Origin of the sequence: Pantoea sp. UYEF8 (assembly GCF_040546285.1) — a bacterium.
GTDB lineage: Bacteria > Pseudomonadota > Gammaproteobacteria > Enterobacterales > Enterobacteriaceae > Pantoea > Pantoea brenneri.
In genome coordinates this window covers 67,234-88,054 of record NZ_JBEPNM010000001.1, presented here as the reverse complement: position 1 = coordinate 88,054, position 20,821 = coordinate 67,234, and the positions used below count along the sequence as shown (strand labels likewise).

Below are 20,821 nucleotides of genomic sequence, written 5' to 3'. Positions count from 1 at the left end.
TATCGCGGTAAACCGCTTGATTAATCAAGCGTTCACGATTTAATCAAAAAAAGGAAGGAGCAACAGATGGGTATTATTTCCTGGATCGTCTTTGGCTTAATCGCAGGTATTCTGGCGAAGTGGATCATGCCGGGTAAAGACGGTGGCGGTTTCATTCTGACTATCGTGCTGGGTATTATCGGTGCCGTAGTGGGTGGCTGGATCAGTACGCTGTTTGGCTTCGGTCGTGTCGATGGGTTTAACTTCGGCAGCTTCGTAGTTGCAGTCATTGGTGCCATCGTGGTGCTGTTTATCTACCGCAAAGTACGCAGTTGATCGTAACAGTTTAATAAAAAAAGGGGACGAATCGCTTCGTCCCCTTTTTCACTTCTGGCGATCAGAAATCGTAACCTATCGTCGCCATCACGCTGCGTTCCGCGCCCCAGTAGCAATAGCCGGTGCCGTAGCAGCCCGCCACATATTTACGGTCAGTCAGGTTATTGGCGTTAACCTGCAGCCACGCGCCTTTCAGACTGCTGTTCCAGACCCCGAGATCGGCACGCACCGAAGCATCAAACAGGGTAACTGACGGCACACGGGTAGTGTTTTCGTTGTCTGCCCACTGTTTGCCGATGTAACGCACGCCCGCGCCCGCGCTTAAGCCATAATCAAACTGATAATGACCCCACAGGGCCGCCATGCTGTTCGGCGTCACGTAAGGCGTGTGACCTTCATTGCCATCAACTGAATCTTTAAAGCGCAGGTGATTGAGGGTGTAACTGGCGACGGTGCTCAGACGTGGCGTTAGCTGATTACGCGCTTCCAGCTCGATCCCCTGCGAATGCACTTTACCGGACGGCGTATAGGTGCCGTCCTGGACATTACGGTTAGCCACATCCTTCTGCGTCAGGTCATAGATCGCCAGCGTATAGAGATCGCGGGTGCCGTTCGGCTGATATTTCACCCCGGCTTCATACTGCTCTGCCGTGGTTGGTTTCAGCAGGTTGTTATCAGGATCGGTCAGTGCCGTTGGGGTAATCGCCTGGCTCCAGCTGACATAAGGCGAGATACCGTTGTCAAACGCGTAAAGCAGCGCCGCGCGGCCGCTGATGTGGTCATCCTGCCGCCGATCGTTGCCGCTGTTATTAGCGACGATCCGGTCATAGCGGCCAGAGAGATCGAGATGCCAGCGATCCAGCTTCATCTCATCCTGCAGGTAGAGGCCGGTCTGATAGTAGCGGCGGGTTTCATCGCTCCAGCTGTAGGCCGGCATTGCGCCAACCTGTTCGCCGGTCACCGCATTGAGCTGTGAGGCACCGGCGGCCGCGCTGCCGATCTCATTCTTATAGCGATGATACTCCGCACCGATCGCCACCCGATGTTCCACTTGCCCGGTAGCGAACTCCGCCTGTAGCCGGTTATCGGTAGCCCAGCCGGCCAGAGAGGAGCGCTCACCGGAATAGTAGCGATTCAGCAGGTCAGGATTTACCGCACTCCAGCCAATCTGATAAACCTGATCGAGATCGACGTTGGAATGGCTGTAGCTGCCGGTGGAGGAGAACGACCAGACGTCGTTAAAGCGATGGGCGAAATCGTAGCTGTAGATCTGTTCACGGCGCTTGAACTGATCCAGATCGCTGTTGCCTTCATAGAAACCGTTGCTCAGCTTATAGCCGTTATGCTCACTCAGGCTGCCGTCGCCCGGCACCGAGCCGTGATAGCCGCCGGACGGATCTTTCTGCAGATAGGCTTTGAGGATCAAATGGGTATCTTCATCCGGTTGCCACATCAGCTGTGGCATCAGCGCATACTTCTCTTCACGGGTATGGTCGTACTGCGTATCGCTGTTGCGGGTCACACCGGTCAGGCGAAACGCCCACTGATCGTTAATCGCGTTGGTGTAATCAAACATCGCCCCGGTGGTGGCGTTATTACCCGCCTGTAACTGGATATGGCCTTCTTCACTGAACTGAGGACGCTTCGTCACCATGTTGACCAGCCCGCCCGGTACCGTCTGACCATACAGAGCAGAAGAGGGGCCTTTAATCACATCGATCCGTTCCAGGAAGGCGTTATCGACCTGCAACACGTTGAAGCTGCCGCCGTCGCTCATCACCCGTAATCCGTCGAGGAAGGTGTTATCAACATCGCCGCCGTGGAAGCCGCGCAGGGCAATGGTGTCATAACGGGTCGCGGCACCGCCGAAGTTGGTAAATACGCCGGAGGTATAGCCGAGCGCCTGATTCAGGGTCAGCGCGCCCTGATCCTGCATCTGCTGGCGCGTCACCACCGACACCGACTGTGGCGTGGTGATCAGCGGACGATCGCTTTTCATCGCGCCCTGGCTGGTCGTGGCAAGATATCCCTGTGTCGGGGAGTCAGCTTGCTCCTGCGGCTGGGCTGTGACCACCATATCAGCAGCAAAACTCAGGGCCGGCGCGGTCAGCGCCAGGGTGCAGAACGGGACATAACCTTTCAGCGGCGAGGGCAATCTCATTGAAATTCCTTTCATGGCAGAGGTTCAGCAGGTGAATAATAGCCTCGATAAGCATTCTCATTATCAGAGTGAGAATTATTACCGTTTGTAAGTTCGCTGCAATTTTGCCTGGCAATCGAAGAACGTCAAGTAAATTTCGCTAAAAGGCGAGGGCAGAGACCGCCGGCAAGGCCGACGGTCTCCAGAGAACATCAGGGTTGAGCGGCAGACGCCTGAGGAATATCGTGGGCGCTGTTACAGGTTTTATCTTTCGGGCAATATTTATCCAGCAGTTTCAGCGTGACGCCGTTGGTCCAGCCGAAGCCGTCCTGCAGCGGATATTCACCGCCACCACCGCCGCCGAGGTTTTTGCCTTCAACGACATATTTTTCAACCAGCTTGTGTTCGCGGTCATAGGTGTTCTGCACGTTCTGCAGGAAGCGCAGCCCGACCTCTTTCGCCAGTTTAGGTTGGTTGTAGTGTTCCAGACCTTCCACTGCCACCCATTGCAGCGGCGCCCAGCCGTTCGGGGCGTCCCATTGCTGACCGTTATTGACGGTGGTGGTCACCAGTCCGCCCGGTTTCAGCAGCTGTTTTTCCACCGCACTGGCGGTGCTTTCAGCCTGCTTATCGCTGGCAACCCGCAGATAAAGCGGGAACAGCGTGGCGGCGGTCAGCTGCGAATGCACCTGTTTTTTCTGCCAGTCGTAATCGGCATACCAGCCCTGTTTGCTGTCCCACAGGTAGCGGTTAATCGCAGCCTGACGCTTCTCCGCACGGTCGGCAAACTGCTTCGCCAGATCGTCCTGCTTATTCATCTGATAGCCTTTCGACAGCGTCTGCTCCAGATGGAACATCAGGCTGTTGAGATCGACCGGTGCCAGTTGGGTGGTACGGATGGTCGCCAGATTGTGGGCATCAGTGAACCAGCGGGAGCTGAAGTCCCAGCCCGATGCCGCGCCAGAACGCAGATCGCGATAAAGCTCCGCCTTGTCGCGCTGTGGCGCTTTCTTCGCGGTGGTCACATCATCCATCCAGGATTCGGTACGCGGCACATCGCGCGCATCCCAGTAGCGGTTCAGTACCGTGCCATCGCTGAGTTTGATGGCGCGTTTACTGGCTGAGCCGGCGGCCAGTTTGTCACTGTCGGCCATCCAGTAGTCATACTCTTTCTGCAGCTGTGGCAGGTAGCGGGTATAGGCTTTGCCGTCATCGTGGCTCGCCAGCAGGTCCACCATCAGGCTAAAGAAAGGCGGTTGCGAACGGCTCAGGTAGTAGCTGCGGTTGCCGTTCGGAATGTGGCCGTAACGGTCAAGCAGCGAGGCGAAGTTATCCACCATATCCTGCACCCGGTCCCAGTGGCCACTTTCCGCCAGGCCGAGCATCGTAAAGTAGCTGTCCCAGTAATAGACTTCGCGGAAACGGCCGCCCGGCACCACATACGGTTTCGGCAACGGCAGCAGCGAGTCATACTGACCGGCACTGCTGGCGGTGCGGGTCAGCACCGGCCATAAGCCGTCGATATGGTCACGCAGATTCTGCCCGGCAGGCGGCACATATTTATCGCCCTGAGTGGGCAGCGTGAAGTTGGCGGCAACAAAGCGTTTCAGATCAAAGTTGCGCTGTTTCTTCTGCATCTGCCAGTCGGCCAGAATTGATGCCGGATCGTATTTTGGCACTGCATCAGCAAAGGTTTTTTGATCGGGGAAGAACTTTGCTTGCTGTACGGCATTAAACAGTGGCCCTAAACGGACATCCGGCGGCTGCGGCTGATTATTCAGCATACGCGACGTGTCGTCGGCGTGAACGGTGAAGGCAGGTACGCTCAGCAGCAGCGTGAGCAGAAGGGGTGCATAACGCTGACGCCGTTCAGTGGCGTTTACCTCAATTTTTGTCATCGGTTTTTCTCCTTGTCCGAAACGCGGCCGCGTGTAACGCATTGACCACACGACCAACTTTAGACCTTATCTGCCCGCTTCACCCTGAAGCCAACCGGAAATGTGAAGCCACGTGAATAATTTTTACTGAAAAAAGCGTTTTTTCCAGCCGGTTTTTGCTTGCCCTGATGCCGGTTTTCCCTGACGCTGAAAGAAAAAAAGGAGAGCAGGATGGAGATCATCTGGTATCACCCGTCGCAACCCGCCGCGACATGGATTAACGGTTTACAACAGCGTCTGCCACAGGCGCGGGTACGCGCCTGGCAACCGGGCGATGAGGGTCCGGCCGATTATGCGCTGGTGCGTTCTCCGCCAGCAGAGATGCTGCGAGGGCGCGCCGGGCTGCGCGGGGTGTTTGCGCTGGGTGCCGGGGTTGATGAAATTCTCCGCCAGCTACAGCAGTATCCGGATATGTTGCCGGAGACGGTGCCGCTGTTCCGGCTGGAAGATACCGGTATGGCGCGGCAGATGCAGGAGTATGCGGTCCACAGCGTGCTGAGCTGGTTCCGCCGCTTTGACGATTACCGGTTACAGCAACAGCAGCGCTGCTGGCAGCCGCTGCCCGCTTATCCGCGCGACAGCTTCACCATCGGTATTCTCGGTGCCGGGGTATTGGGGCAGAGCGTGGCGGAAGCGCTTAAACCCTGGGGATTCCCGGTGCGGGTCTGGAGCCGGTCGCCGAAGCAGATCGCGGGCGTAACCAGCTTTGCCGGCCGTGAGGCGCTGCACGATTTTCTGCAGGAGACCCGGGTATTAATCAACCTGCTGCCCAGCACAGCGGAAACCATCAACCTGATTAATCACGACTTTTTCCAGCAGCTGCCGCACGGCGCTTTCTTCCTCAACATCGCACGCGGTGCGCAGGTGGTGGAAGCGGATTTACTGGCGGCGCTCAACAGCGGCCAGCTGAAAGCCGCCGCGCTGGATGTGTTCCAGGTCGAGCCGTTGCCGGAATCGCATCCGCTCTGGTCTCACCCGCGCGTTACGCTGACACCGCATAATGCTGCGGTAACCTTAATCGACGAAGCTATTGACTATATCGCCCGGGCGATTCACCAGCATCAGGCGGGAGAAACACCGCAGGGGCGGGTCGATCGTCAGCGTGGCTACTAATTACCCTGCCCAATCAGGGGCTATCAGCAGGAGAAGATGATGTATCCGGTAGATCTGCATATGCACACCATCGCCAGTACGCACGCCTACAGTACGCTGCACGATTACGTCACTCAGGCCAGACAAACGGGACTGAAACTGTTTGCCATTACCGATCACGGGCCTGATATGGCCGATGCACCGCATTACTGGCACTTCATCAATATGCGCATCTGGCCGCGGGTGATTGATGGCGTCGGGATTCTGCGCGGTATTGAAGCCAATATTAAAAACCAGCAGGGCGAGATTGACTGCTCCGGTCCGATGCTGGATGCGCTGGACCTGATCGTGGCGGGCTTTCATGAGCCGGTCTACGCACCGCGTGACCGAAAACACCATACTGACGCGATGATTGCGGCGATGGCGGGGGGACTGGTGCATATCATCAGCCATCCGGGTAACCCGAAATTCCCGGTGGATATCCCGGCGATCGCCGAGGCTGCAGCCCACTACGATGTGGCGCTGGAGATCAATAACTCCTCCTTCACTCATTCGCGTCCGGGCAGTGAACCTAACTGCCGGGCAATCGCTGAAGCGGTGCGTGACGCAGGCGGACGGCTGGCGTTTGGCTCAGATTCACACACCGCCTTTACGCTCGGCCATTTTGAACACTGCCTGCGCATCACCCGCGAAGTGGATTTTCCAGAGGATCGGGTGTTAAATGTCACGCCGCGGCGTCTGCTCGACTTTCTCGAACAGCGTACCGGCAAACATATTGCTGAACTGGCTGACTTTTAATTTACTTTGCCTCAAGGAAACTGACTCATGAATGAGTTTTCCATTCTGTGCCGCGTGATCGGCTCACTGTTCAATCGTCAGCCGCAGGACCCGCTGCTGGTGCCGCTGTTTACCCTGCTGCGTGAGGGAAAACTGCAGGCGCAGTGGCCGCTGGAGCAGGACGAACTGCTGACCCGTCTGCAACAGAACAGCGATCCGCAGGCGCTGGCCGCCGATTACAATGCGCTGTTTGTCGGCAGCGACTGTAAGGTGTCACCGTATGCGTCACAGTGGCCGGAAGGAAAAACCGAACCGGAGGTGCGCGCCTTTCTGACCTCACGCGGCATGCCGCTGAGCGATGCGCCTGCCGATCATTTTGGCGTACTGCTGCTGGCGGCGTCATGGCTGGAAGATCAGTCAGCGGAAGATGAGAGCAGCGCCCAGCTGGCGCTGTTTGAAGAGTATCTGCTGCCGTGGTGCGGCACTTTCCTCGGTAAGGTTGAAGCGCACGCTACCACCGCGTTTTACCGCACGCTGGCCGCCCTCAGCCGTGAGGCGATTCAGGCGATGTACAATGAACTGCTCGACAGCACCGACTCCCAGTAGGATGCCTGATTTACCATGATGCCGGGTGCGTACCCGGCAGACAGCCCGGCGTCGCGCAGAGTTGTGCGGTGCCGGGCAGCCAGGATGGCGCCCGCAGCCTCACGCCCAGCCCCCACTGCGTTAACTCATAAAATGGCAGATTATCCTCTGTCTTCGCCAGGATAGCTGATTGATCGCTGCCCGGTGCCGCAGGATGCTGCTGCAACAGCCAGGCGGTGCGCGCCAGCGATAGCCGCACCTGGCTGCCATATCCGTTAGCCAGCCGCTGACGTAATCCCTCCAGTACTGCCGCTGCCAGCAGATAACCGGTGGCATGATCCAGCGCCTGCACCGGCAAGGGCGTCGGCTTATCACTCTGCTGCCACTGCATTCCCTGTTCGGCAATGCCACAGCCCATCTGCACCAGGCTGTCAAAGCCGCGCCGGTTGCGCCACGGACCCTGCCAGCCCCAGGCATTCAGGCTGACGTCAACCAGCCCTGGTGCCAGCGCCTGTCGGGTAGCGGCATCAAAGCCGAGCCGTTCCAGCGCATCCGCCCGATAACCGTGTACCAGCACATCGGCCTCACGCAGCAGGTGGCTAAACTGCTCGCGATCGGCAGGGCGCGTCAGATCGAGCACCGCCCGGCGCTTGCCACAGGTGATCTCCTCATCCAGCGACGGTTCCTGCCAGCCTGGCGGATCGATACGCAACACATCGGCACCGAGGCTGGCCAGAAAGCGGGTGGCGACCGGACCGGCAATAATTCGCGTCAGGTCCAGCACCCGAATGCCGAGCAGTGGACGTGCCTCGGGCAGTTGCCACTGCGGCGCGGCGGCCTGATCGGTGGTCTGCCAGGCGAACAGCGGCTCCTGAGCCACGGCCTGGCCCTGCGGATGCTGCTGCCAGGCGGCAGTGCTGCGCATCTCCGCGGCGCAGCCGTCCGCATCAACGATCGCCTGCTCCAGCTCACCGGCGGACCAGCGCTGCACCTCACGCGCCAGCGAGCGACGGTCAGCGTGCTGGCCCAGCACCCGCTCCATCGCCTGCCGATGATGGGCGGCGTTGGTATGCAGGCGGATCCAGCCATCGCGGCTGGCGTAATCGCCGGCAAAGGCATCCCACATTGCGGGTGCAGGGCGATTAAGCGGCATAAAACTGTGCTGAAACCAGCGCGACGCCAGCCGGACATTCACCTCAACCGGGCGGCTGGTATTGATCAGGGCGGCTGTGGCCTGCGTGGCGAGGCCGATGCTGGTGGCCGCCAGTTCACTGACGGCAAAGGCGGCGGGGAAACTGGCGTTATCGACAAAGGTGGGTAACGGATGCGCTGCGGCGTTGCCACGCAATCCCTGCCACATCTGCTGCCAGAGGGACGTGGCGAGCTGATGGTCCATGTACTGTGCTCCTGACGAGTGACAATCACTCAAGCATAGCACGCGTGATTAACGTCGCCGCAGACGCGGGAAGCGGGCATGCATTCGCAGATTACGCAGATTGATCACCGCAATCGCCGTGCCGAGGATCACCAGCGAGGCACCAATAATTTTGAAGCTGTTAAGGCTGTCACCCAGCACCACAATCCCCATCAGCACTGACAGCACCGGCGTCAGCAGCGAGTAGGGCATGATCAGGTTAACGTTGTATTTCTTCAGCAGCATATACCACAGCGTATAGGCGACAATCGATGAGGCGATGGCACTGTAGAGGATGGCAAACCAGCCGTGCCAGCCCGCATGACGCAGGGCGTAGAGCTGATGCGACTCCATCACCAGGCTGGCAACACCGACAATCGGGATGGCGAGGAAGGCGATCCAGCCGGTCATGGTCAGCGGTTTAATTGACGGTGATTTTTTGACAATCAGGTTGCTGACCGCCCAGCCAGTTGCGCTGCACAACAGCAGGCACAGCACCCACCACGTAGGAATGGTCGGGCTGCCGGAGAGCACTACCACGCCGCTCAGCGAGATCATAATGCCGGCCAGCTGCACCAGCTTCAGCTTCTCTTTTAACACCACCATCGCCAGCAGCATGGCAATCGGCGTACCGAGCTGAACCACGATTGCGCCGGTCCCGGCATCGGTGTACCGCATACCGACAAACAGCAGCGAGAAGTGCATAAAGCCGAAGGTAAAGGCCAGCAGCAACAGCCAGGGTAGCTGCTGTCGGGTGATGCGGCAGAACGGCACCAGCACAATGGCGACCACCACAAAACGCATAAAAGTCAGAAACAGCGGCGGAAGCTCAAGTAAGCCCCATTTCACCGCCACGTTGTTGAAGGCCCAGATACACACCACCATCAGAACCAGAAAAAAATGCCGCACCGCCACAATAATATCCTTAACTTTTTTTGCTTAGCTGGCTAATGATGGCACGAACCAGGGCATTTCAGGCAGCAGCGGTTAGAAATTTTCTGTCGCGCTGAGAAAAATAAAATCATAAGACTTTTTTGCGCGTTGCTGTCAGACTGATTTTCCGAAACGCCTCTTGAACAGGACCCGATTCGGTATGACCCACACGCCCGCCTTGCCCATTGCATTGATTCAGCTTGAAGTCCCGCCCGCTAACGTCGTCGCGCAGATTGGTGAACAACCACGCTGGTTCATTGACGCGTTAGAGTTACAACCTGATGAGTATCTGATCGTCCGTCCGCATCTGGGCGAGGCGTTGCCGGCCTTCGACCAGATTTCTGCGGCGATCCTCAGCGGATCGTGGGCGATGGTCACTGACCATGCCGACTGGAGCGAACGCAGCGCCGCGTGGATCAGAGCGGCCATCGACGCGTCGTTGCCGTTATTGGGCGTCTGCTACGGCCATCAGCTGATGGCGTATGCGCTGGGTGGCGAGGTGGCAGATAACCCGAATGGCTGGGAACGCGGTCTGCTGCCGGTCACCTGCGGTGCCCAGGCGCAGCGCGACCCGCTGTTACGGAAACTGCCGCCGACCTTCAGCGCCTGGCTGTCGCACCGACAGTCGGTGCTGATGCCGCCGTCGCAGGCACAGGTATTAGCCGCCTCTGAGCGCGATGGTTGCCAGATTATTCGTTATTCACCGCAGGCGCTGTCAGTGCAGTTTCATCCCGAATTCTCGTCAACCATCATGCGCGCCTGTCTGCCGGACGGCAGTGGTGAGGTGGCTGGTGTGATGGAAGGAAAAGACTGGGCGCGTGAACTGTTAACCACCTTCTGGCAACAGACGCGCCCGTCAATTGAGCAGGCTCAGGGAGCGTAGTGGCGGGTACAGCGATAAACCCAGGCGGGCGGCACGTTTTTCAGTACCCGTTGCCGCTCCCAGGTAAAATAGCGTGACAGGTCAGGCTGGGTCAGCGAAGTGTACTGAAATTGCACAAACACTCCGTTCGGGCCCAGCGCAGCGTAGACCGCGCGCAGAATCGCCTCACGCAGTGCAGGCGGCAGCGACAACAACGGCAGGCCGGAGAAGATCGCATCATATTGGCCGTTGAGATACTCCGCGGAGCAGGTGCGTACCGTCATACGATGATCGTCCAGTGCATTAAGCTTCTCCGCCAGCATACTGCTGATTTCGAACACATCCAGCGTGGCTTCCGGTGCCATTCGTTCCAGTAACCGACGGGTCAACACACCATCTCCTGCGCCAAGCTCGGCGATACGCAGCTGATTATTCCATTCCACCGACTCGATCATGGTGCGGCACAGCGCATCGGATGAGGGCGTAATACTGCCCATCTTGCGCGGATTGCGGATGAACTGATGCACGAAGTTTGCCTTTGCGCGCATTAAGGTGAAAGCCGAAGCCAGCATGCTTACCTCCAGTATGAATTCTTCCTCATATTGACCCCATCCTGCTGACAAGTTTCTTATTTATAAGCGCAACCGGGAAAAGTCGGAATTATCTGTAGCGGCAGTCGATGCGGCTTTTCCTTCGGGGCGGTCACAGTTTCCGGGCAACAGATCTGACAGGCTGGCAATGATCCTTCATGTTAATAATAAGTTTCATCATTGTTGCATCTCGTCACCTGTAAGGAGAATGACCATGCGTTACGCCGCCCCCGGAGAACAGGGTTCTCTGATCACGCTACAAAAGAATTATGGCAACTTTATTAATGGTGAATTCGTCGCGCCGGTGAATGGCAACTACTTCACCAACACTTCACCGGTAAACGGTTCAGCGGCAGGTGAGTTTCCGCGTTCTGACCGCGCGGATGTGGATAATGCGGTCGCCGCCGCAGCGGCAGCGGCCGATGCCTGGGGTAAAACGTCACCGCAACAGCGTTCATTGCTGCTACTGAAAATCGCTGACCGGCTGGAGCAGAACCTGGAATACATGGCGGTAAACGAGACCTGGGATAACGGCAAGCCGGTGCGGGAAACCCTGGCCGCCGATATGCCACTGGCGGTCGATCATTTCCGTTATTTTGCCGGCTGCGTGCGGGCGCAGGAGGGCAGCGCAGCAGAGATTGATGAATTTACCGCGGCCTACCATTTCCATGAGCCGCTGGGTGTGGTGGCGCAAATCATTCCGTGGAACTTCCCGCTGCTGATGGCCGCATGGAAGCTGGCACCGGCGTTAGGTGCCGGAAACTGCGTGGTGCTGAAACCGGCGGAGCAGACGCCGTTGTCGATCACCCTGTTTGTCGATCTGATTAAAGATTTACTGCCGCCCGGCGTACTGAATGTGGTGCACGGTTTCGGCAAAGAGGCGGGCGAAGCGCTGGCGTCCCATCCGGGCATTGCCAAGGTCGCCTTTACCGGATCAACCGCCACCGGCGGCCATATTCTGGAGCTGGCAGCGAAAAGCCTGATCCCTTCAACGGTCGAACTGGGCGGCAAATCCCCCAACATCTTCTTTGAAGACATCATGCAGGCGGAAGAGAGTTTTATTGAGAAAGCGGCTGAAGGCGTGGTGCTGGGCTTCCTTAACCAGGGCGAAGTCTGTACCTGCCCCTCGCGGGCGCTGGTGCAGGAGTCCATTTACGAGCCGTTCATGGCGGCGGTGATGAAACGCGTCAAAACCATCAAGCGGGGCGATCCGCTCGACACCGAGACGATGGTCGGGGCGCAGGCATCACAGCAGCAGTTCGATAAGATTCTCTCTTATCTGGAGATTGCCCAGCAGGAAGGCGCAGAGGTGCTGGTGGGCGGGGGGGTTGAGAAGCTGGACGACGCGCTCGCCAGTGGTTACTACATCCAGCCGACCTTACTGAAAGGTAACAACAGCATGCGGGTGTTCCAGGAAGAGATTTTTGGTCCGGTGATTGGCATTACCACCTTCAAAGATGAAGCCGAAGCGGTCAGCATCGCCAATGATTCGATTTACGGCCTGGGTGCTGGCGTCTGGACGCGCGATATCAACCGCGCTTACCGCGTGGGCCGGGCGATCAAAGCCGGGCGAGTCTGGACCAACTGCTATCACCTCTATCCGGCGCATGCCGCTTTTGGCGGCTATAAAAAATCGGGTATCGGACGTGAAACCCACAAGATGATGCTCGATCACTATCAGCAAACCAAAAACCTGCTGATCAGTTACAGCATTGAGCCACTGGGTTTCTTCTGAGCGCCTGAACCCGTCAGACCTGTTTAACACGGCTGCTTAATCGGTAACAAAATCCTAAAACCACGCCAGACAGCGTGGTTTTTTTTGTCCTGTTGCCAGTGACTTTTAAGCGGCGCTGTAGTGAAAGCAGGATTCTGAGGGCGGTGAGGCTGAATCAATCAGAAACACCGGCCAGAGCAACTCACTGTCTCAAAATTAATATTTACATCAATTAATCAGGACAGCCCTGCCAGACCCGGCGCGCTAGCCTTGTAACATATTTGTTTTTAACTTTATGAAATTCTTGGTTTTATGTCGAATCTGTAACGCCATGTGCGTTATCACCCAACCAAAACCTCCCCGCGCACCCCTGACTTAAGTCAAATTAGTACCACTAAAATCATGATGCCTGTTAATGATAGCGCTCTAAGAAAATCGTTAAATGTATAAAAGTATTTCACTGTTTCGTGGTGATCCAGGATAAATCTTATCTTTCAGATTAAAAGTAATACATATTTGCATTAACGTATTTAGTTAAGCTTTACTTAAGTAAAATCTTCTGCTAGCGATGCGTTGAATTTTTGTCAGTCTTCTGTAAACTTCAATCCTACTCATTACAAGCGAAGCGTTTACTCATGCGTGCGGGCAGGTTTTACCTGGCTCGTGCGGTAGCTATGAGGCTTATTTTGTTAATTAATCTATTTATAGTTTAATTAATTCATGTATTTAAGTGGTGCATGTTAACGATCGCTGTTATCTGTTAAGCACTAACAAATCTGTCAGTTCACTTCAGGGTGATGGTTTTTTAATCAGGGATGGCATAAGTAAAGCTTGGGTTTTATCCGACTCAGGATTTCCACTTAGCAAAAAACTATCATATTTCTGATCTATTATCGGCGGGTCAGTTGCCTGCCGATCTCCATCTCAGCCGCACGTGCTGTTTTTTTATACTTAATTTTAGCTGATCAGTTAAGGCGCGGGCAGGCTCTGCTTTCGCGTCATGCCCTTAAGATTTGGCTTTTACGATGGTACTAAATAGCAGCCTGAAGACACGGCAACCCCCGATTCTTGCTCCTCACAACCGGCCTCTGGCCTCTTTTTAGGCATTTATGGAACAAAAGATGAAGAAAATGGTGAATCTCCGCATTGCGTTAGGCCTGATGTTTGTTTTTTCTGTCGCCGGCTGTAAGACGCCACCGAAAATGACTGATGACACTCTGGTCAGCAGCACCGTAGACGGTGTGGTTTTAAGCCACCGCTATGCGGTTCAGGCACCCGCGCAGTTCAGCCCGGTCAATGAGACTTATCGGGCGCTCTATCCCGCCTCGGTAATGACCCGACCAGATTTTAGCGGCAAGGTTGTGGAGACCCTGAAAAGCGGTGAAAGCTACACCGTGATTGGTCAGGTGGAAAACAACTGGCTGGCGCTGGGTGAATCTGCTCAGGCGTCAGCAGAACCTGAACCGGGTAACGCCAGCAGCGCCGTCAAAGATGCAGCGACCTCTGCCGCGCCGCAGGCAACCGTTCAACTGACCGGCTACGTGCCATTTCGCGCCGTGGTGAAAAGCGAGCTTTACGATCAGACGGTCAAAGCTGACCAGCCGAAACGCCGGGTGCGCAGCAGTAAGAAGAAAACCTGTGTTGCGGTAAACGGTGACAGCACCGCCTGCCAGAACAGCACAAACGGAACCTGGATCATTAACTAATCGCACTAAGCAGGGAGGGCGGGATGATGACAACAACGCAATGGTGTGGGGCGCTGATAGTTATGCTGACGTGCCTGCTGACGGCGTGCAGCAGCAGTCCGCCGCCCGTTGCCTGGTACAACCTGGACGTTCAGGCGCAGAACCAGGTTAATGGCGGCGCGCCGCTGAAAGTCCGGGTGGTATTACTGACCTCGGATGCAGAGTTTATGTCGGCTGACTTTTACTCCCTGCAAAACCAGTCCGCAACCGCGCTGGGTAATGCGCAACTCAATACGCAACAGTTCTTCCTGACCTCCGGTCAACCCCATAAAACGTTGCGGATTAAGAGTCTGCCCGAGGCGCGCTTCATCGGCATCATGGCGGAATATCAGGCGCTGGATGGCAAGGTCTGGCGACTGTCGCTGCCGGTTCCTGAAGGCGAATCCCCCTCATTCTGGGCGTTCTGGAAACGTAACGATGCCGAGCTGAATGCGCGCATTGTGGCGGGGACTAACGGCCTTCGCGTGGAAAAACAGTGATGCCTATGAACAGAGCCGAAAAGGTGGTCTGGACCGAGGGGATGTTTCTGCGTCCTCATCATTTCCAGCAGTCAGAAAATTATCTTCTCAGCACCCTGCGTGAGTGGGGCCAGTCGCAGCGCGCCTATACCTGGGGTTTTTACGATCTTGAGTTCGATGAAGCGCTGCTGCGCCAGGGGAAACTGGCGCTGAGCGCCGCCAGCGGCTGTCTGCCTGACGGCACGTTTTTTGCCTTCAGCCAGCCACAGCACGGTCCGGCCCCGCTTGATCTGCCTGCCTCCGTTGACCGCAGCAAAGTGGTGCTGGCCATTCCGGCACGCCGCAATGGCCGTGAAGCGGTGGCTTTTCAGGAATCGCAGGATTCTCTCGCGCGCTACCTCGCCTGGGAAGCGGAAGTGGAAGATGACAATGCCCAGGCCGTGGGCAGCGCCACGGTGCAGTTCGGCAAACTGCGGCTGCGGTTGATGCTGGAACAGGATCTGACCGCCGAGTGGACCGCCATGGGCGTGGCGCAGGTGATTGAAAAACGCAGCGATAACCACATCCGGCTCGACAGTGACTACATTCCGCCGATGCTGACGCTGAACAGTAGCCGTCCGCTGCAAAACATGTTTAACGATCTGCACGGGCTGATTCAGCAACGTAGCCAGCAGCTGAGTCAGCGCGCGCCGGGCACCGGTCGTTTTAACAGTGCGGATATGGTCGATTTTATGCTGCTGGCGCTGCTGAATCGTCAGCTTGGCCTGCACACTCATCTGCAACATCTGCCGCTGCTGCATCCTGAAACGCTCTACAGCCACTGGTTGCAACTGGCGGCGGAGCTCAGTACCTGGACGCCAGCCCGCGCGCCCGATGGCCTGCCGCTCTACGATCATGACGATCTGCACAGCTGTTTTAGCCGCCTGTCACTGCTGTTGCGTCAGGGGCTGTCCCAGGTGATGGAAGAGAGTGCGATTCAGCTGCCGCTGATTCAGCGCTCGCACGGTCTTAACGTCGCGACCGTGCCGGAGAACAGTATGGTGCATGAGTTTGGCTTTGTGCTGGCGGTGAAAGCCAGCGTGCCAGCCGACACCCTCAAAACCCACTTCCCGGCGCAGATGAAAGTCGCCCCGGTCAGCAAAATCCGCGATCTGGTGCAGTTGCAATTGCCCGGTCTGGCACTTCGGGCGATGCCCGGCGCGCCGCCGCAGATCCCGTGGCATGCCGGATACAGCTATTTCGAACTCGATAAGAACAGCGAGCTATGGAAAGAGATGGAGCGCTCGGGCGCTTTTGCGCTGCATCTTGCCGGTGAGTTTCCAGGTCTGAACATGGAGTTCTGGGCCATTCGTAGTCAGTCAGAATCATAAACTGAGCACGCAGCATGATGCAGGAACAACAAAAATCACACAGCGATCTTGCGCCGGAGGCCAGCCATCAGAATGTGCTGGTCGCGGCGGCTAACCCCCTGATTAACGCCATTCCTCAGATCCGTCATTCGGTGTCACATGAAGATCCGGCGCAACTGCGTCAGCAGCTGATCGATCAGATCCGGCGCTTCGAGCTGAGCTGCCAGCAGTCAGGCCTGGGTTATGAAGTGATCATCGGTGCGCGTTACTGTCTCTGTACCGCGCTGGATGAGGCGGCGGCGCTGACGCCGTGGGGCAGCCGCGGCGTCTGGACCAGCAATGGTCTGCTGGTCACCTTTCACAATGAAACCTGGGGCGGCGAAAAGTTTTTTCAGCTGCTGGCTAAGCTGTCGCAGAACCCAAGACGCCACATTCTGATGCTGGAGTTGATCTACTTCTGCCTGCTGCTGGGGTTCGAAGGACGCTACCGGGTGCTGGACAACGGTCGCTCGCAGCTGGAGACCATCAAACAGCGCCTGTTGCAGATGATCAAAAGCGTGCGCGGCAGTTACGCAGCGGCGCTGTCTCCGCATCCCACCGATCAGCCCGTGCTGCGTAAACTGTGGCGGCCGATGATCCCGCTATGGGCCTGTGCGGCGGTGGCGGGGCTGGCGGCCTGTCTGTTCTATATCGTGCTTAACTGGCGTCTGGGCGATTACACCTCGCCAGTGCTGGCCCGCATCTATCAGACGGCGCTGCCGGAGGTGAAGATCGGCAACCCTGCGCCACCACCGCCCGCCACGCTCAACCTGCGCGCTTTCCTGAAACCGGAAATTGATGCCGGGCTGGTAGCGGTGCGTGACGAAGCGGACCGCAGCGTGGTGACGCTGAAAGGGGATGGGTTGTTTGCCTCAGCGGCCACCGAGGTGCGCGGACGTTACACCGACGTAATCCAGCGCATCGCTGCCGCCATGAACAACGTCAGCGGCCAGATTCAGGTGATTGGCTACAGCGATAACGTACCGATCCGCAGCGCGCGCTTCGCCTCCAACTTTGAGCTTTCGCTGGCGCGCGCCCGGTCGGTGCAGTCCCTGCTGCAACAGCAGCTGGCGCAGCCGTCACGGGTTAAAGCGGAAGGGCGCGGTGAAAGCAATCCGCTGGTGCCGAACAACAGCGCAGAAAATCGCGCACGTAACCGTCGTGTTGAAATTACTCTGCTGGTGGCGCCGGATGCGACGCATGCCGAACTCAACGGCCTGGCGAGAGGGAACTGATCCATGCTGAATATTCTGTTTGCGGTGCTGACCAGCCGCCTCGCGTGGGGCTTTGTCGGCATTACCGCGCTCTCTTTTATCATCTGGGTGATTGGCCCGGTGTTCTCAATCGTCGATTCGCGTCCGCTTGAGCCGGAGCAGAACCGCATTATCAGTATCGCGCTGCTCTATCTGGTGTGGGGCCTGGGCCAGGCGATTCCGCGGCTCTACAACATCTGGCTCAACCGCAAGCTGATGTCGAGCCTTGAAACCGGCAAAAGCGATGCCCCGGAAGCCAATCGTCAGCGCCTGACCAGTGAAGAGCAGGTGCTGGCAGGGCGTTTCTCCGAAGCCACTGAAATGCTGAAAAAGGCGCACTTCCAGCGCCACAGCAGCCAGGGCACGCCGTTCTGGGCACAGCGCTTTGGTCGTCAGTATCTCTATCAGCTGCCGTGGTACATGATCATCGGCGCGCCCGGTGCCGGTAAAACTACCGCGCTGGTCAACTCAGGCCTGCAGTTTCCGCTGGCAGATAAGTTCGGCAAGTCGGCGCTGCGCGGCATTGGCGGCACCCGCAACTGCGATTGGTGGTTCACCAATGACGCGGTGCTGCTCGATACCGCCGGGCGCTACAGTACCCAGGAGAGTCAGCAGGAGCGAGATGCCAGCGAATGGCACCATTTTCTCGAACTGCTACGTAAATATCGCGGACGTCAGCCGATCAACGGCGTGATCGTCACGCTGAGCGTTTCCGACCTGCTGTCGCAGTCACCTGAAGCGCTGCGCAATCAGGCGCTGGCACTACGTCAGCGGCTGATGGAACTGCACGATCGCCTCGGTATCCGTTTCCCGGTCTATGTGCTGGTCACCAAAGCGGATCTGCTCAAAGGGTTCCGCAGCTATTTTGCCTCGCTGGATAAAGTGCAGCGTGAACAAATCTGGGGATTCACCTTTCCCTGGGCGAAAGCGTCCGCCGCCGATTTCGAGCTTAACAACCAGTTCCAGCAGGAATATTCCCTGCTGCAACAGCGTCTGGATGCCGGACTGGCCGATCGGCTGCTGACGGAAAGCGACGCGCAGGCGCGGGCAGAAAGCTACCTGTTCCCGCAGGAGTTTGCGGCGCTGCGGCCGTTGCTGGCGGAGGCGCTGGATACACTGTTTGCCCGCTCCGATTTTGAAACCCAGTTCGCACCCCGCGGTATCTACTTTGCCAGCGGCACTCAGGAGGGACTGCCGTTTGACCGGGTGATGGGCGAGCTGAACCGCGCGCTGAATCTGCCGGGTCAGCAGGCTGGCGAGTCAGGAAGCTGGGATAAGGTCGATAAAGAGTCGCCCATCCCGCAGAACAAAGGGCAGAGCTTTTTCCTTAAAGGGGTGCTGGAAAATGTGATCTTCCAGGAGTCCGGTCTGGCGGGCAGCAACCGCTGGTGGGAATTGCGTAACCGCGCCGGCCTGTGGTCGGGCTATCTGGCGTTGTTGCTGGTGCTGCTGGTGGCCGGGGCGCTGTGGCTCACCAGCTACAGTAAAAACAAAGCCTATCTGCAGGAGATGGCGGCTAAAGCGCCGCAGGTTGAACAACTGGGCGATCAGCTTCAGCAGCAGGTCAATGGCGATCTGTTTGCGCTGGTGCCTTATCTCAACACCCTGTTGCACCTGCCGGAAAGCGCCGACTTCTCGCTGGAAGCACCACCGCTGACGCGCCGCATGGGGCTTTATCGCGGCACTGAGGTGAGCGATGCGACCCGCGCGCTCTACGACAAGGCACTGAAACAGCTGCTGTTACCGCAGGTGGCGCAGAACATCACTCGCTGGTTACGCAATGACAACGGCAGTGATGCTGACTACAGCTATGAAGCGCTGAAGGCGTATCAGATGCTCTATCAGCCAAAGCACTACGATGGCAAATTCCTGCAGGCGTGGCTGATGCTCAACCTGTCACGTGAGCTGCCGCAGAACGTCACTCAGCAGCAGGTGAAACAACTGGCGTGGCACCTGCAACAGTTGCTGGAAACGCAGATTCACTCGTCGCCGTATGCGAAGGATGAAGCGCTGGTAAAGCGCGAGCAGGCGCTGATTAATCAGATGCCGCTGTCACAGCGGGTCTATGGACGGCTGAAGCGCCTGCTGCAACGTGATGACAGCCTGCAGCCGGTGACGCTGGCTGCGCTGGGAGGTCCCCAGAGCGAGCTGGTTTTTTCCCGCAAAAGCGGTAAGTCGGTGAATGACGGTGTGGCGGGTCTCTATACGCCGGATCTCTACTGGCAGCATGTGGATAAGCAGATTGCCCCGGTGACCCAGGCGCTCTATCAGGACGATCTCTGGGTGCTGGGCGGCGCGGCGCCGCAGCAGAAGAGTGAACAGACCGATCTCGCGGTGCGCCAGCTCTACGTGCAGGACTATATCCGGCAGTGGGAGCAGTTCCTCAGCGACATTCAGCTCAATAGCAGCGCCGATCTGTCGCAACGCATCAACACCGCCCGTTTGCTGTCAGGCAACCATTCGCCGCTGCGTCAGCTGGTGATCAACCTCAGTAGTCTGCTGACGTTGAACCGGGCGCAGCCGGATGAGAAAACCGCGCAGGCGGCAAAGCCGTCGGATAACAGCGCCACCCGTACCCTTGAAGCGCTGTTTACCTCGCCCGAGGCCAGTGCTGCGCGCGGACAGGCTGCCACCCAGGCGTCACCGGAGCAGGCGGTTGCGCTGCACTTTGCGCCGGTTCTGGAGCTGGCTCAGCCGCTCCAGCAGGGCAGCAAGGTGCTGGCGGTGGATGATTTCCTGCATCAGATTGACGATCTCTATCGCTACCTCACCGCGGTGCAGGATGCGGCGAACAGCGGGATGCCGCCACCGGCCAGCGATGCCATCAGTCGTCTGCAGGCCAGTGCCGGCCGTCTGCCGGGTTCATTGCAGAACATGGTTTCCAGCATGGCGGTGGGCGCCAGCAGCGACGCACAGCGCCGCGATATGGATAACGTCCGTAAACGCATCACCATGGAAGTCGGCAGTTTCTGCCGCCAGGCGATCGCCGGTCGCTATCCGCTGGTGCGCACGGCGCGCAGTGAAGTCACGCCAGACGATCTGGCGCGGATGTTTGCACCCGGCAGCGGCATGATGGACAGCTTCTTCCGCGACAACCTGGCCAGCAAAGTCGACACCACCAACGCGGCGTGGCGTTTTACGCCGGGCATTGACGGTAAAACCCTGCCGGGAGGCGAAGCCCTGCTGCGGCCTTTCCAGCAGGCGCAGTCAATCCGCGATGCGTTCTTTGCCAACGGTGCAACCACGCCCGGTTTCCGCGTCACGCTGCGCACGGTAAAAATGGATAACGACATCCTTAACCTGACGCTGGATGTCGATGGACAGATATTGCGTTACAGCCACGGGCCGCAGGCGGTGCAGATGGTCAGCTGGCCCGGTCCCGGCGGCACCAGCCAGGTGCGGATGCAGCTGGGTCTGACCAACGGCACCACCTCCACGCTGGTCACCAGCGGCCCCTGGGCGCTCAATCGTTTCTTTGACCGCGCCCGGCTGACGGCGGCAGGCGGTCTGACCCGCGAAGCCAGTTTCAGCGTGGACGGTCATCAGGTCACGCTGTCGTTCACCCCTGGCAGCATACGTAACCCGTTCCAGCTTCCCGGCTTTAGCTGCCCCTGAAAC

Annotated in this window: 17 protein-coding genes; 11 read left to right on the top strand and 6 right to left on the bottom strand. The window is 57.8% G+C overall.

The annotated features are described in order from the left end of the window. The first annotated feature begins 66 nt into the window (after nucleotides 1-66). Nucleotides 67-315: a GlsB/YeaQ/YmgE family stress response membrane protein gene (locus ABIB18_RS00445; protein WP_031375306.1), complete on the top strand. Its 249-nt coding sequence runs from the start codon at nucleotides 67-69 to the stop codon at nucleotides 313-315. Nucleotides 316-376: 61 nt separating this feature from the next. On the opposite strand, the gene ABIB18_RS00440 is transcribed toward ABIB18_RS00445, so the two are convergent. The 3 genes from ABIB18_RS00440 to ABIB18_RS00430 all read right to left on the bottom strand — a co-directional run bounded on the left by ABIB18_RS00440 (nucleotide 377) and on the right by ABIB18_RS00430 (nucleotide 4,574). Then, entirely contained in the window at nucleotides 377-2,476 is a 2,100-nt protein-coding gene (locus ABIB18_RS00440) for a TonB-dependent siderophore receptor (RefSeq protein ID WP_354473471.1), read from the bottom strand. Between the two features lie 191 nt (nucleotides 2,477-2,667). After that, on the bottom strand, nucleotides 2,668-4,353 hold the full coding sequence (treA, locus tag ABIB18_RS00435) for an alpha,alpha-trehalase TreA (protein ID WP_031377878.1): 1,686 nt from the start codon (nucleotides 4,351-4,353) through the stop codon (nucleotides 2,668-2,670). 59 nt (nucleotides 4,354-4,412) lie between these two features. Further along, a complete protein-coding gene (locus ABIB18_RS00430; RefSeq protein ID WP_158087056.1) occupies nucleotides 4,413-4,574 on the bottom strand; it encodes a hypothetical protein in 162 nt (53 codons plus the stop codon). Here ABIB18_RS00430 and ghrA point away from each other — a divergent pair. The 3 genes from ghrA to ABIB18_RS00415 are packed head-to-tail and all read left to right on the top strand — an operon-like array spanning nucleotide 4,564 to nucleotide 6,867. Next, nucleotides 4,564-5,505, top strand: a complete 942-nt coding sequence (gene ghrA / locus ABIB18_RS00425; protein WP_031377877.1) for a glyoxylate/hydroxypyruvate reductase GhrA — start codon at nucleotides 4,564-4,566, stop codon at nucleotides 5,503-5,505. The genes ABIB18_RS00430 and ghrA overlap by 11 nt on opposite strands. Nucleotides 5,506-5,544: 39 nt before the next feature. Continuing rightward, nucleotides 5,545-6,282 carry a phosphatase gene (locus tag ABIB18_RS00420; protein ID WP_069729187.1) on the top strand — a complete coding sequence of 246 codons (738 nt, stop codon included), beginning with the start codon at nucleotides 5,545-5,547 and terminating at the stop codon, nucleotides 6,280-6,282. Nucleotides 6,283-6,309: 27 nt separating this feature from the next. Continuing rightward, on the top strand, nucleotides 6,310-6,867 hold the full coding sequence (locus ABIB18_RS00415) for a TorD/DmsD family molecular chaperone (RefSeq protein WP_354473469.1): 558 nt from the start codon (nucleotides 6,310-6,312) through the stop codon (nucleotides 6,865-6,867). 10 nt (nucleotides 6,868-6,877) lie between these two features. Here the strand turns inward: ABIB18_RS00415 and ABIB18_RS00410 are convergent, their stop codons facing one another. Both ABIB18_RS00410 and ABIB18_RS00405 read right to left on the bottom strand, forming a co-directional pair. Beyond that, nucleotides 6,878-8,242, bottom strand: coding sequence for a CoA transferase (locus ABIB18_RS00410; protein WP_354473468.1), 1,365 nt, complete (start codon nucleotides 8,240-8,242; stop codon nucleotides 6,878-6,880). Nucleotides 8,243-8,290: 48 nt separating this feature from the next. Beyond that, nucleotides 8,291-9,175 (bottom strand): DMT family transporter, encoded by an 885-nt coding sequence (locus tag ABIB18_RS00405; RefSeq protein ID WP_046288249.1) that lies wholly within the window; start codon nucleotides 9,173-9,175, stop codon nucleotides 8,291-8,293. 178 nt (nucleotides 9,176-9,353) lie between these two features. Between ABIB18_RS00405 and ABIB18_RS00400 the strand changes: the two genes are divergently transcribed. Continuing rightward, a complete protein-coding gene (locus tag ABIB18_RS00400) occupies nucleotides 9,354-10,076 on the top strand; it encodes a glutamine amidotransferase (protein WP_031377115.1) in 723 nt (240 codons plus the stop codon). Here the strand turns inward: ABIB18_RS00400 and ABIB18_RS00395 are convergent. After that, entirely contained in the window at nucleotides 10,064-10,627 is a 564-nt protein-coding gene (locus ABIB18_RS00395) for a class I SAM-dependent methyltransferase (protein ID WP_031377114.1), read from the bottom strand. The two genes, ABIB18_RS00400 and ABIB18_RS00395, sit on opposite strands and share 13 nt — an antisense overlap. Nucleotides 10,628-10,859: 232 nt before the next feature. Here ABIB18_RS00395 and exaC point away from each other — a divergent pair, with 232 nt between their 5' ends. The 6 genes from exaC to tssM all read left to right on the top strand — a co-directional run bounded on the left by exaC (nucleotide 10,860) and on the right by tssM (nucleotide 20,818). Next, nucleotides 10,860-12,380, top strand: coding sequence for an acetaldehyde dehydrogenase ExaC (exaC, locus tag ABIB18_RS00390; RefSeq protein ID WP_031377113.1), 1,521 nt, complete (start codon nucleotides 10,860-10,862; stop codon nucleotides 12,378-12,380). 1,088 nt (nucleotides 12,381-13,468) lie between these two features. Continuing rightward, the gene (locus tag ABIB18_RS00385; protein WP_089561020.1) at nucleotides 13,469-14,065 is read left to right on the top strand and encodes a hypothetical protein; all 597 of its coding nucleotides are present in this window, start codon (nucleotides 13,469-13,471) and stop codon (nucleotides 14,063-14,065) included. Nucleotides 14,066-14,088: 23 nt separating this feature from the next. After that, nucleotides 14,089-14,583 (top strand): type VI secretion system lipoprotein TssJ, encoded by a 495-nt coding sequence (gene tssJ, locus ABIB18_RS00380; RefSeq protein WP_354473466.1) that lies wholly within the window; start codon nucleotides 14,089-14,091, stop codon nucleotides 14,581-14,583. Nucleotides 14,584-14,588: 5 nt separating this feature from the next. Next, the gene (gene tssK / locus ABIB18_RS00375; protein ID WP_354473675.1) at nucleotides 14,589-15,932 is read left to right on the top strand and encodes a type VI secretion system baseplate subunit TssK; all 1,344 of its coding nucleotides are present in this window, start codon (nucleotides 14,589-14,591) and stop codon (nucleotides 15,930-15,932) included. Nucleotides 15,933-15,946: 14 nt separating this feature from the next. Further along, nucleotides 15,947-17,185: a DotU family type VI secretion system protein gene (locus tag ABIB18_RS00370; protein WP_089561018.1), complete on the top strand. Its 1,239-nt coding sequence runs from the start codon at nucleotides 15,947-15,949 to the stop codon at nucleotides 17,183-17,185. A gap of 3 nt (nucleotides 17,186-17,188) precedes the next feature. Beyond that, nucleotides 17,189-20,818: a type VI secretion system membrane subunit TssM gene (gene tssM / locus ABIB18_RS00365; RefSeq protein ID WP_354473464.1), complete on the top strand. Its 3,630-nt coding sequence runs from the start codon at nucleotides 17,189-17,191 to the stop codon at nucleotides 20,816-20,818. Nucleotides 20,819-20,821: the final 3 nt, after the last annotated feature.

Coding starts and splice junctions, on each gene's coding strand:
- ABIB18_RS00445 (WP_031375306.1), top strand. CDS start 67: ATGGGTATTATTTCCTGGATCGTCTTTGGCTTAATCGCAGGTATTCTG.
- ABIB18_RS00440 (WP_354473471.1), bottom strand. CDS start 2,476: ATGAGATTGCCCTCGCCGCTGAAAGGTTATGTCCCGTTCTGCACCCTG.
- treA (WP_031377878.1), bottom strand. CDS start 4,353: ATGACAAAAATTGAGGTAAACGCCACTGAACGGCGTCAGCGTTATGCA.
- ghrA (WP_031377877.1), top strand. CDS start 4,564: ATGGAGATCATCTGGTATCACCCGTCGCAACCCGCCGCGACATGGATT.
- ABIB18_RS00430 (WP_158087056.1), bottom strand. CDS start 4,574: ATGATCTCCATCCTGCTCTCCTTTTTTTCTTTCAGCGTCAGGGAAAAC.
- ABIB18_RS00420 (WP_069729187.1), top strand. CDS start 5,545: ATGTATCCGGTAGATCTGCATATGCACACCATCGCCAGTACGCACGCC.
- ABIB18_RS00415 (WP_354473469.1), top strand. CDS start 6,310: ATGAATGAGTTTTCCATTCTGTGCCGCGTGATCGGCTCACTGTTCAAT.
- ABIB18_RS00410 (WP_354473468.1), bottom strand. CDS start 8,242: ATGGACCATCAGCTCGCCACGTCCCTCTGGCAGCAGATGTGGCAGGGA.
- ABIB18_RS00400 (WP_031377115.1), top strand. CDS start 9,354: ATGACCCACACGCCCGCCTTGCCCATTGCATTGATTCAGCTTGAAGTC.
- ABIB18_RS00395 (WP_031377114.1), bottom strand. CDS start 10,627: ATGCTGGCTTCGGCTTTCACCTTAATGCGCGCAAAGGCAAACTTCGTG.
- exaC (WP_031377113.1), top strand. CDS start 10,860: ATGCGTTACGCCGCCCCCGGAGAACAGGGTTCTCTGATCACGCTACAA.
- ABIB18_RS00385 (WP_089561020.1), top strand. CDS start 13,469: ATGGAACAAAAGATGAAGAAAATGGTGAATCTCCGCATTGCGTTAGGC.
- tssJ (WP_354473466.1), top strand. CDS start 14,089: ATGATGACAACAACGCAATGGTGTGGGGCGCTGATAGTTATGCTGACG.
- tssK (WP_354473675.1), top strand. CDS start 14,589: ATGAACAGAGCCGAAAAGGTGGTCTGGACCGAGGGGATGTTTCTGCGT.
- ABIB18_RS00370 (WP_089561018.1), top strand. CDS start 15,947: ATGATGCAGGAACAACAAAAATCACACAGCGATCTTGCGCCGGAGGCC.
- tssM (WP_354473464.1), top strand. CDS start 17,189: ATGCTGAATATTCTGTTTGCGGTGCTGACCAGCCGCCTCGCGTGGGGC.